Source organism: Caldicoprobacter faecalis (genome assembly GCF_900115765.1).
Classification (GTDB): Bacteria; Bacillota; Clostridia; order Caldicoprobacterales; family Caldicoprobacteraceae; genus Caldicoprobacter; species Caldicoprobacter oshimai.
On the sequence record NZ_FOXR01000010.1, the window covers coordinates 36,205 to 48,151 of the forward strand.

Annotated in this window: 10 protein-coding genes and 1 other annotated feature; all 10 genes read right to left on the reverse strand. The window is 49.5% G+C overall.

Going from position 1 to position 11,947, the window contains the following annotated elements; all coding sequences use genetic code 11:
* Positions 1 to 429: 429 nt before the first annotated feature.
* On the reverse strand, positions 430 to 1,362 hold the full coding sequence (locus BM241_RS05635; RefSeq protein WP_092282240.1) for a hypothetical protein: 933 nt from the start codon (positions 1,360 to 1,362) through the stop codon (positions 430 to 432).
* 202 nt (positions 1,363 to 1,564) lie between these two features.
* Positions 1,565 to 2,545: an SPL family radical SAM protein gene (locus BM241_RS05640; protein WP_092282241.1), complete on the reverse strand. Its 981-nt coding sequence runs from the start codon at positions 2,543 to 2,545 to the stop codon at positions 1,565 to 1,567.
* Positions 2,538 to 3,401 (reverse strand): 5'-methylthioadenosine/S-adenosylhomocysteine nucleosidase family protein, encoded by an 864-nt coding sequence (locus BM241_RS05645; protein ID WP_092282242.1) that lies wholly within the window; start codon positions 3,399 to 3,401, stop codon positions 2,538 to 2,540. The genes BM241_RS05640 and BM241_RS05645 overlap by 8 nt, the downstream gene beginning before the upstream one ends.
* Before the next feature lie 38 nt (positions 3,402 to 3,439).
* On the reverse strand, positions 3,440 to 4,654 hold the full coding sequence (locus BM241_RS05650; RefSeq protein WP_092282243.1) for an endonuclease Q family protein: 1,215 nt from the start codon (positions 4,652 to 4,654) through the stop codon (positions 3,440 to 3,442).
* Between the two features lie 407 nt (positions 4,655 to 5,061).
* Positions 5,062 to 5,694 (reverse strand): cyclase family protein, encoded by a 633-nt coding sequence (locus tag BM241_RS05655; RefSeq protein WP_025747959.1) that lies wholly within the window; start codon positions 5,692 to 5,694, stop codon positions 5,062 to 5,064.
* A gap of 1 nt (position 5,695) precedes the next feature.
* Positions 5,696 to 5,896 (reverse strand): YkvA family protein, encoded by a 201-nt coding sequence (locus BM241_RS12995; RefSeq protein WP_340147906.1) that lies wholly within the window; start codon positions 5,894 to 5,896, stop codon positions 5,696 to 5,698.
* A 324-nt stretch (positions 5,897 to 6,220) separates the two neighbouring features.
* Positions 6,221 to 9,340, reverse strand: coding sequence for an isoleucine--tRNA ligase (ileS, locus tag BM241_RS05665; protein ID WP_092282244.1), 3,120 nt, complete (start codon positions 9,338 to 9,340; stop codon positions 6,221 to 6,223).
* 209 nt (positions 9,341 to 9,549) lie between these two features.
* Positions 9,550 to 9,820, reverse strand: a binding site (T-box leader).
* Entirely contained in the window at positions 9,795 to 9,923 is a 129-nt protein-coding gene (locus BM241_RS12945; protein ID WP_278292257.1) for a hypothetical protein, read from the reverse strand. (Overlaps the previous feature by 26 nt.)
* Positions 9,920 to 11,245, reverse strand: coding sequence for an aspartate kinase (locus BM241_RS05675; protein WP_242948275.1), 1,326 nt, complete (start codon positions 11,243 to 11,245; stop codon positions 9,920 to 9,922). Before BM241_RS05675 ends, BM241_RS12945 begins: the two co-directional genes overlap by 4 nt.
* 432 nt (positions 11,246 to 11,677) lie before the next feature.
* Positions 11,678 to 11,938 carry a DUF6171 family protein gene (locus BM241_RS05680; protein ID WP_025747964.1) on the reverse strand — a complete coding sequence of 87 codons (261 nt, stop codon included), beginning with the start codon at positions 11,936 to 11,938 and terminating at the stop codon, positions 11,678 to 11,680.
* Between the last annotated feature and the right edge of the window lie 9 nt (positions 11,939 to 11,947).

The window sequence follows — 11,947 nt, forward strand, 5'->3', positions numbered from 1 at the left end:
GTTTGCATCAAAACACCGCACTATCTCTACCTCATCTACTGCCCCGTGTTTTCCATTTACAAACCAGCTTCATAAACTTATTATCCCTATTACTTTCAAAACCATATAGCCTTATTAGGCAATGTATGGCTCAGACAATTGTAAAAAGCTTTCAATGCCAAAACATGTTTAAATTTTTATTAAATGGAAAACAGAGGCAGTAGAACGCACCACCCCCTCTATACCCTATTTCATTTATACTTTTAGGCAAATTACTAGGGCCGGCGTCCATTCTACCACCTCCATACCAGTTCAAAATTTGTAAACTTCACTCGAATAGAATAACACACACCTGTCAAAAATTCAAACAAAATTTTTTAGACACCAAAAAAGAGAAAGCGGGCTTATTGTAGAGAGCAAACCCGCTCATTTAACAGACAATCCCATGGCTTATTCGCAGCAGCTGCAGCAGCACACTATGTATTTCTTTACCACTTCATCGATTTCGCGTTCGTCGTTAGAAGGCATCTCCACATCGCCGATGAGCTCCCATTCCTCCACATGGGACAGCGTATCTCCGGGCTCGACAAGGGTCATGGGCGAAAGCGTCTCCATCTCAAGCATGAAATCGGTGGTGTAGGTCTCGTACGAAACCCCGAAATCGGGATACTTTCTGCCCATCTGATGCACAAACCGCTTGATAAACAGATTGCCGTGATTGAAATAGGCCGCCCATCCATCTTCATTGTTTATACCAAACTTGAAGGGATGCCTGGTATTGGGGTCCTGCTGCAGCACGATATACTTGTCTCCCCAGTACACCCTGTGGTCGTTCATTTTGGAATACGGCCACAGCGCAAGCACACGATTGCCCAGAAGGCCGGTATCCCTCTGAGGTTGGGGTACAACCTCCTTGCCACCGGGTGCCATGACGGTCAAGGCCCATGCGGCAAACTCCACAGGCCATGCATTCCTGTTTGTCAGGCGATGGACTATCCGTACCCTGTCGCAGCAGGATGCCAGAGTGATCTCCATCTCCTTCTCGATCTGCACCCATGGCTCCACCTTCTGCTTGACCTTTATGCCGTTTTCAACCTCTTGCCACTCCACAGGCTGGTCGTCGGGTACATAGGTACGGGGGTTGTTCTCGGGGCTGTGCCACAGCCTGTGCCCACCCTTTATCTTCCATACCCCTCCTACGGGCTCCATCACCGGCTGTGAAGCCTGGGGTGCCTCGCACAGCTCATTCTCTCTGCCTACAAAGCCAAACCTTATGATCCTAGGCCCCACATCGACCGTGACCAACAGATCAACCGTTCCATTGGAAATCTCAACACATTTGCCAAACTCCCCGTAATTGACCTCTTTAACCGTAACGGGCATAGCTGACCCACTCTCCTTTCTGAATTTTTGGTATTTGCTTTTTGGAGGCTAAATATGACTTTTTACAATAATATGACATTCTTCACAAACAGTCGAAATTCCTGCTACAGCAAACATTTAAATTTGATTTTGCAGCAAACTTAATTTGCAGAATGCTCGCTGAATAGCCTGTGCTATACGTGCTACATTACACATACATCTCTCATCCATATATCTTTTCCTCTGGCAAATACCTATTAAGGTTCTGGTAAAAAAAGTCCCTTAGCTCCTTTTCATCCTCATACGTCACAACCCCTCCCTCACGGCATACCATGGGAAAAGCAAATATATCGGTATCGCTCCTCAGTCTGCTGATCCTCTTGAACTGCTCCTTGCTCATGCGAAAAACCCCTATGTTGGCATCAAAAACCCTTTCCGCCGGGATTATGCTGAAAACCTCATCCAAAAACTCACGATATACCTGCTGCCAGTTGTGTATCTTAATCAATGGTTCAAAGCACAGCCTCACCTGCCATCCGTCCTGCAGGGCAGCCTTTATGGCCGTCAGCCTGGCCTTAAGGGGAGGAGCCAGCCTCTCATAGCGCCGCACAACCTCATGAGGCGACAGCGACCATGCCAGTATCACCTGTTCTACCGGGGTCAAACCGGCAATGGCGCTGTAGTTGGCACTCCTGGTTCTCAGCTCGATGCGCAGGCCCTGCCTGATGCCCGCAAACTCTATCCAGCGGGAGGCATAGGGAACTATCCCTTCCAGAGCCAGCAGGTCGGTGTCATAAGAGGGGCAAAGGTACAAAGGCCCGCTCTCAAGCTGTCTGTCCACGGCCTTGAAAAATTCCTCTATGTTTACGAAAATTACAATATTGGCTGAAGGGTAAAGCCCCTGCAAATAGCAGTAATCGCAGTCATAGACGCAGTTCAAAACGGGCGATGTGTAGTAAAAGTTCGGGTTGCCAAAATCCTCACACACTTCGGGGCCAGGATACAGAAAAGGCTCTCGCTTCACAGCTAGGATCAGCTTTGTGGAAGCCTTTTGACATCGGAAGTCCTGATGGGGCCTGTTGAACACATCCTTGTAGTGCCGTATCATCACCCTTATAGATCCGGGAAAACGGCTCAACACGTGCTGTGCCACAGGATAAGCTGCAGCTCGTTCCTCTATATATATGTGGGAAAATTTACTCATAAAGGAGCAGCCTTCTGATTCTCTCAAGCGCCTTCCTCCCCTCAGCCTTGACCTTGACCCTGGTTTGAGCAAACTCCGAAAAGTCAGGGAGCGGCCTGCCGGTCCTGAGCTTATACCTCCTGGCCATGTCCATCAACTGATGGCTCTGCGTCACAGTAAGGCGCAGGCTTTCTTTAACTCTTTCCAGCTGCAGGCGCTCATCCTGGGTTAGCACATCTCCTTCCACCCTGCATAACCCTTCGACCTGTTTTATAAACCCATCTACCGCATCCAGGGCCCCCGATATACATTGAGCAACCCGCTGCCTGTCAAAATCCACCACATCCAGGTAATCCCCCACCACCTTTATGACATATATCTGGTGCGGGGCCAAAAAGCGGGCTGCGGCCTGGAAAAAGCCCGATGCTTCCATGTCCACCAAATCAGCCTGCAGCTCCACTCGTCCGCTTAAAACGTCCTCCCGCCTTACCACATCGTTATACGTCTCAATGCTTCCCTCTTCAAAAGGGTGTTCTATTAGAATATCAGGGAAATATTGCTTCCCGGTCTCATGGTCTATGACCTTGTGAATGAGCAGCGGAGTTCCGATTGGATATCGCTGATTGAGCGTACCGCACACCCCTATATTGATAATGGCCAGGCCTTCCTCCCCTCCAGCTTCGTCACGCTTTACGTTTTGAGCAATCAGGTAAGCGGTAGCTATTGCTGAAGCCATCTTGCCCACACCGCTCACTATGAGGAACATGTCATCGCCCCGGTAAAGGGGAAAATGCCTGCAGGCGTCATCCCGCTTTAAATCATATCTTTTAACAATGGGGCTGGCCTCACATGGTAAAGCGGTCACAATATATATCATAGAGCACTCCCCTTTAATACAAAAAACCTAACGCAAGATCAGTCCAAAACCTTTCCATATATACCCCCGCCTCCATGAGCTATGGCCAGGCGTCCCTCGCGCCCTTTTACTATCAGGTCCACAATGGACTGTGGGACCACCTTGGCCAGGTCCTCCGGCTCAACCCTGTGCAGGATGTTCATCTCGGTACCAAAGGCATCAAGAAGCCTGTCTATGGTCTTTGGCCCCACCCCGGGCAAAAAATTAAGAGGCACCTGATAATGATAGGGTGGACGTTTGGCACTTGAGGCTCTTTTAGCAAACTGCTCCTTCATATCAGTCGGGCTGTCATCGCGATCCTTGATAACCTCTATTCGGTCTCGGACGCCCACCACTACTCTATGCCCAGGGTCATTGGGGCACTTGAGCACGGGCGGCGGTAGATCGGTAATCTCCTTGCACTGCAGGCAAAAGGTCCTGTGGTACTTCCCCAGCTTGGGGTCAAGGCCGTAATTTGCTACAATTCCTCTGCCGTCCTGCCCTTTTAGCGCCTTCAACACCTCCTCATAGTTCAAAGCAGCAAGCCTCATGACGTTGTACTCCCTGCCCATCTTGATCAGCGAATGGGCATCCGAATTACTGGTAAAGGCCTTCCCGTCCAGCTCAGAAAGCAAACTGGCCATGTAGGTATCGGCGCTGAGCCCCAGCTCTATGGCAGGAATTTTGGCAAAGGAGTCCTCATCAAAAACAGTGTGCAGGCTATGAGTGCAGTTGCCGTAAAAGCTCTTGTGGGGCGTAAAGGCATGGGCCGGCATATAAAACCCGCCCAGCGAATCCGCTATATGGAAAAGCTGCTGCCCCGAAAGCCTGCTCATAGTGGAATTCTCTGCCAGATTGGGCATGTAGTCCTCCATTATGTGCGAAAACTCCTTGACCTGCGAAAAGTAGGGAAAAAACACCACAGAATGGGCATGGCAGCCCCCTTTTTCCCGGGTTTCAATCTCAGAGCCCAGAAGTATGACCAGGTCATCCCGGTATATCATGCCTCCCTCAGGCAGTTCCTCCAGCTCGCCTTTTTTGAGGAGGTATTCTATATCTTTTATAATCCAGGGTGAGACACAGTCCACCACTCCTATGACATTTATACCCTTGCGGTAGCGAGCCTCATATGCGATATTTGCAAAGGTCAGGTCATTGGCGGTACCGCGCTTGACTACTTTCCCATCCGAAGACCTTCCGATATGGACATGCAAATCCACAAAGTACTCTTTCATAACTGCTGCTACTCCTTTTAGTATGCAGATACTTTCAATTACTTTTATCGTATGGCGTTCTTCGATACTCATATAGCGCTGTTTAAAAACTTTTTATAGATGTTTCCTGTGAACTTTTTTATTTTTTATAGCATTCCCTTTTCATAGTATTCTTTATGGAAGTCGTTTGAATTATTTGCCCATGCTTACCAACAATTATATAAATTCATCCCTTTATAATTCGTACTTTGGATTTCCTAAAAATGGTTAAAAGGAATTTTATAGGATCACACAGGCACAATACGGCAAAATATATGCCGGCATACACCCCGCATAAGAAATCAGGTTTTGCCCAGCACCACGAACCACAAAAGCATAGTATTTGTCAAACGCCAAAACGCATCCTATCACAAATCCCTTATAAAAGATCAATCCTCAACGCCCAGTACCGCCCTCACAGGCGCTCCGTCCGCCCCTGCAATCTTCATGGGCAGGCATATCAAATAGTACATTCCTGGCTGCACGCCAGACAGGTCGATTCCTTCAAGGGCTACTGTGTCATTGCGCCCCAGAAATACGGTATGTATGTCCTTTGTATCGCCGTAGGCGCCTATCGAGAAATAGTCCAGGCCGAGGAGCCTTACGCCCTGCTCGAGCAGCCACTGACCTGCCTCTGCCGACAGTCCAACATAATCCCTGTGAAACTCCCTGTCATTGATTATTCGCGAGTTGGTGGTCTTGATGAGCAGCCTCTTGACTCCCGGCACCACAAGCTTTTTAAGGGCTTCAAGGTCTACATATACGCCCCTTGCTGGTACCTCCACCACCTGACAGGGCCCAATGAGCAGATTCAAATCCAACTCATCAACCTTTTTGCCATCGGGTATGAAATGATAGGGAGCATCCAGATGAGTTCCAAAATGGACACTGCATTCAATGGTAGATACATTGGCATTGGAACCTTTGCCTATCTCGCGAGTTACACGACGGGTAAACGGGGTATCGCCCGGCCAACTAGGGCGACCTTCCTCCATGGGCAGGGTTATGTCTATCCACTTCATGCTAATCTCCTCCCTCCTTTAAAACTTTTTCATCTTTAAATAAGTCACCGGCTTGACTTCGGCACTCAGCCATAATTTCAGCTGGTATAAGCTTTATCGCCAGCAGTATGCTTAAAGGCAATATTATAAGATCGTCTAAGTAGCCCAACACAGGGATAAAGTCTGGAATAAGGTCAACAGGGCTTAAAGCATAGGCAACCACAGCTGTGACAACAGCCTTTACATACCAGGAACATCTTTTCTCTTACATGCAAGGTAGAGCGCCGCAACCTCTTTTTTCAACTCTTTAGATCGCTTTTTTAGGGTGTTGGCAATTTTTTTCAACATAATAAAACACCGGCCTCGTATACTTCATCAGTATTACACTGCTTTAATTGTGTGGCCTGAAACCTTAACTATGACCATAGCAGATTATGAATTCTCTGTCAATCACATTTTTATCTCTATATACGCCTTCCACAATGCAGTACCAAAAACAACGAGTCAAAAAAGGATGGGGTAAAAACCCCATCCTTTTAAATCTCCCCTACTTCTTCACAACAGTAAACGTTACCCTTTCATCGTTTATGTTCCATTCCTTGGTGTACCCCTCGGCGCTTCCTTCGAGTATCTCCTGAGCCAGGACCTCCTCGGCTATTGCCTCCTTGTTGCGCTCAATTATTCCGGCAATCCTGTCGTTGTCGCGATAATACAGGGCAATCCTGTCGGTTACCTCAAACCCGGCTTCCTTTCTCATATTCTGCACCTTGCTGACGATCTCGCGTACAAACCCTTCTTCAATCAGCTCGGGCGTAAGGTTGGTGTCAAGAGCCACCGTTATATCGTGCTCGCTCTCCACCACGAAGCCCTCCATGTGCCCTGTCTCGATCAGCACGTCATCCCTGGTGAGTTCCACCGTCGTGCCGTCCACCGTCAGCACAAGCGGCCTGCCGTTCTCGAAGTCCTCCAGCGCCTTCTTGCCATCCACCGCCTTTAACGCCTCTGAAATCTTGGGCACCAGCCTACCGTATTTGGGCCCCACGGTCTTAAGCTGAGGCTTGATGGTCACAACAGTGAACCTATCGATATCATCGGTTAATACCACTTCTTTGACGTTGAGCTCATCCTTGACCAGCTCGATAAAGCTCTCGGGCAGATCACAGTTCAGCTTTGCATAGAGCGCCTTAAGCGGCTGGCGTATCTTTATGTTGGCTGCGTTGCGGCAGGCACGCCCCAGGCTCACCAGCTTGAGCACCATGTCCATGTTCTGCTCCAGTTCTTTGTCGATCCATTTGGGGTCAGACTGCGGGTAATCGCACAGGTGCACGCTCTCGGGAGCGTCGCTTCGCACGCTCTTTACCAGGTTGCAATATATCTCCTCTGTAATGAAGGGCACAAAAGGCGCCGCCAATTTAGCCAGCTCTACCAACACAGTGTACAAAGTCATATACGCATTTATCTTGTCCTGCGGCATACCTTTTTGCCAGAAGCGCTCACGGCTCCTCCTGACATACCAGTTGCTCAGGTCATCCACAAAATCCTGTATGGCCCTTGCGGCCTCGGTGATGCGGTAGTTGTTCAAGTTGCCGTCCACCACGGCTATGAGCGAGTGCAGCCTGGACAGTATCCATCTGTCCATCACTGACAGCTTATCATACTCCAGAGCATACTTGGTGGGATCAAACTGGTCAATGTTAGCGTACAGCACAAAGAATGCGTAAGTGTTCCACAGGGTACCCATAAACTTCCTTTGGGCCTCGCTTACGGCTTCCTCCGAGAAGCGGCTGGGCAGCCACGGCGCGCTGCTTATATAGAAGTACCATCGTACCGCATCGGCCCCCTGGCGATCAAGCACCACCCACGGATCCACCACATTGCCCTTGTGCTTGCTCATCTTCTGCCCGTCCTTATCCAGCACCAGGCCAAGCACTATCACGTTCTTATATGGCGGCTGGTCGAACAGCAGCGTAGAAATGGCCAGCAGGGTATAAAACCACCCTCGAGTCTGGTCAACGGCTTCGCTTATGAAGTCGGCAGGGAAGTTTTCCTTGAAAAGTTCCTGGTTCTCAAAAGGATAATGCCACTGGGCAAAGGGCATAGACCCCGAATCAAACCAGCAGTCTATGACCTCAGGCACCCTCTTCATCCTGTCATTGCCGCACACAGGACACTTCAAGAACACGCGGTCAATATATGGCTTGTGAAGCTCAATATCATCAGGTACATCCTTGCCCATCTCCTTAAGCTCGGCTATGCTGCCCACCACATGGCGGTAACCGCACTCACACTCCCATATGGGCAGCGGGGTACCCCAGTATCGCTCGCGGCTCAAACCCCAGTCAACCACGTTCTCCAGGAAATTGCCGAACCGGCCATCCCTTATGTGCTCTGGCAACCAGTTAATCTGGCGGTTGTTCTTGAGCAGCTGCTCCTTTACTGCCGTCATCTTGATAAACCAGGTGTCCCTAGCATAGTACAGCAGAGGGGTATCACACCGCCAGCAGAAAGGATAGGAGTGCTCATACTCCATCACGGCGTATACCAGGTTTCTCTGCTCCAGGTGCTTTATTATTTCCGGATCGGCGTCCTTGACAAACATTCCCTTCCACGGTTTGACGGCATCCACAAACTTGCCTTCAGAGTCCACCAGCTGAACAAAAGGCAGGTCGTACTGCTTACCCACCTTGGCATCATCTTCGCCGAAAGCAGGAGCGGTATGCACGATACCGGTACCTTCAGTCAGCGTTACGAAATCGTCGGCTACGACGTAATAGGCCTTTTTGTCCACCTTGACGAAGTCAAACAGCGGCTCGTATTCCATGCCCACCAGATCTATACCCTTCATGCGCTCCAGCACTTCATACTCCTCTTTGAGCACAGTGGGAGCCAGCGCCTCGGCCAGGATGTATATCTCATCTGCGCACTTGACCTTAACATAGGTTTCGTTGCCATTGACGGTGAGCGCCACGTTGGATGGAAGCGTCCACGGAGTGGTTGTCCATGCCATGAGGAAAGCGTTATCCTGACCCTTCACCTTAAATTTTACGTAAATGGATGGGTCTTTGACCTCCTTGTAACCCTGGGCTACTTCATGGCTGGACAGCGAAGTGCCGCAGCGCGGACAATAGGGTACCACCTTGTGCCCCTTGTACAGCAGCCCTTTCTCCCATATCTTTTTAAGGGCCCACCACACCGACTCGATGTATTCATTGTAATAAGTGACATAAGGGTTCTCCATATCGGCCCAGAAGGCAACCCTTTCGCTCATCCTCTCCCATTCCTGCTTGTATTTCCACACGCTCTGCTTGCATCTGTTGATAAACGGCTCAATACCGTACTTCTCGATCTCGGGCTTGCCATTTATACCCAGCTCCTTCTCCACCTCAAGCTCCACCGGCAAGCCATGGGTATCCCATCCTGCCTTGCGCAGCACCTTATACCCCTTCATGGTCTTATACCGGGGGATGATATCCTTTATCACGCGGGTCAATATGTGCCCTATGTGAGGTTTACCATTTGCAGTAGGAGGCCCATCATAAAACGTAAAGGTAGGCCCTCCTTCACGGAGCTTTATGCTCTTTTCAAATATGCGGTTCTGCTTCCAGAATTCCAGTATTTTCTGTTCTCTTTGTGCAAAATCCAGGCTGGTTGAAACCTTCTGATACATACCGTCCCCTCCATCAGCTCAATATAGTCTCGCATTCAGAATTCACACGCTTTTAATACAGCATTTTCATAAAGTCCAGCTTTAACCCAAATACTTCTTGGGTCACAAAGCACAACTTCCTCACGTTTAGAAAATTTACGCCCAGTTCCGCTTGAAAACACAGAGGATATAAGAAGATTTTTGCTTAAAAATAAAAGCCTTTCATCCATCATCAGGACGAAAGGCTTGGCTTCCGCGGTACCACCTGATTTGGCGCACGGTATGCGTGCACCCTCTCTTACACATACAGGGGCTCCCCTATATGCTCCCTCTCTAACGGTAGGGCTCCGTCCTAGCCTACTCATGTGCCGCCTCATGGCAATACTTTTCGGCCGGCCGTTCCGGGGTGATATTCAGTACCTCTGTTGTGGGTTGGGCTCGCACCATCCCCAACTCGCTGTGCCATCAAAGGTACCTACTTCTCCCCTTCATCACGTTTGGCTTCAAGATATATCATCCGTACAGCTTGCTGTTCCAAATTCCCGTTTGCAAGTATTATAATCAAAATATGGTCGTTTGTAAAGGCCTGGCTGCAACTTTTCATTTGCAACTATCCACAAAAGCGTAGTAGATGGCCCTGACCGCCCTTTCCATGTCCTCATTCTCAACCCCTACGATTATGTTGATCTCGCTGGACCCCTGGTCAATCATCCGAACGTTTATGCCCTCGTTGCCCAGCGCCGTAAACAGCTTTGCCGCTATGCCGGGGGTACGAGCCATACCGCGGCCTACGGTAGCAATTAGCGCCATGTTGGAGTGAACTTCTACCGAATCGGGGTTGAGCTGTGCTTTGATCTCCTCAATCACCTTTTCAAGCTTGCCATCCAGCTGGGAATCGGCAATCACCACGGATATGGTATCTATGCCCGACGGCATGTGTTCAAAGGAAATACCGTTGGCTTCCAGGATGGAAAGTAGGCGCCGCCCAAACCCCAGCTCCACGTGCATCAGCGTCTTCTCGATGGCGATCACCGTAAACCCTTTTCGTCCGGCTACCCCCGTTATACCCCCTGTGCACGTAACCGGCTCAGCCTCGTTTACTATTATCGTTCCCGGCTCATCGGGAGCATTGGTGTTCTTTATGTGTACCGGGATGCCGGCCTTTTTGACCGGAAATATCGAATCCTCGTGAAGCACGCTGGCTCCCATATAGGCCAGCTCTCGCAGCTCACGATAGGTGATCTTGCGAATGGGTTTAGGATTTTCCACTATGCGCGGGTCGGCCATCAAAAATCCCGAAACGTCGGTCCAGTTTTCGTATACCTCGGCATTTACACCCCGCGCTATTATAGCACCGCTGATGTCAGAGCCTCCACGGGGAAAGGTCTTTATCTCGCCGTTTGGCATCGAACCGTAAAACCCGGGGATGACAGCCCGCTCATGGTGACTGAGGCGTCTAGCTACAGCCTCGTTAGTGCGTTCGCTGTCAAATACGCCATTTTGATCAAAGAATATTATCTCTGCGGCATCGATAAAGTCATATCCCAGCAGCTCTGCCAGGATAAGACCGTTCAAATACTCGCCGCGGCTTGCAACATAGTCAGCAGAAGCTCCAGCTGCAATCCTCTCCTTGATATCCCTCAGCAACGGCTCAAAATCCAGATCGAGGTTTAGCCCCTTGATTATATCCATGTAACGCTGCGCTATAACCTCAAATACGTCCCCGAATTCCTGACCCTGACTAGCCTTTTTATGGCAGGCATATAAAAGGTCGGTTACTTTGGTATCTCCGCTGTGGCATTTTCCAGGCGCCGACACAACCACATATCGCCTCCGCGGATCGCTCAATACTATATTCTGCACCTTTCGAAATTGCTGGGCATTTGCAAGGGACGTCCCCCCGAATTTTGCAACTATCACTCCCACTTCCTTCAATCCTCCCAACGCTAGAATAACAAGGATTATTATAGAATTATGCAATATAAAAGTCAAGTGTGACTGATACATTCAATCCATGCACTATTCAAAATTTTGCAATTTTTAAAACTGCGTTTTTCATATTTGTAGAAACCGCTTAAGCCACAATTAGTGGAACATGTTGGACAGGCCATAACAATCAAATTGCATCGCCGGCCTTACTTGAAACACCTGGCTGCACATCCTGCATTTTAAGCCTCATAAAAGATCGACCAGTAAAACCCCTTCATCGCCGCATTGAATTGGCCGTATGGCACATTAAACCATATGACCTTTCACCATCTCACCCGCTCCCTCTTATATATGGAAAACACCGCAGAACAAAAAGAAAGCAAAAAAAGCAGCCCCTGTGGAAATCCCCTCAGGGGCTGCTCAAGGCCATCACCACCTGGGCTGATAGGGATAAGGGCACCGCGCACCGGCCAGCTTGGCTTTAATCTGTACTATGCAGCCGCACAGCCTGCAAGTGGTGCCATACTCCAAATACTGACACTGTCTACAAATCTCAAGCCTGCCGTGATACTCCTCCTGGGTTACCAGCTTGACGTTCCTCACCTTGAGCGTTTCGCCAAATATCTTCTCTATCTCCTCCTGTGAAAGCCTGACGGTAGCGCTGCACCCCTTGCATTCGCCGTTTTCCATGACATTGCA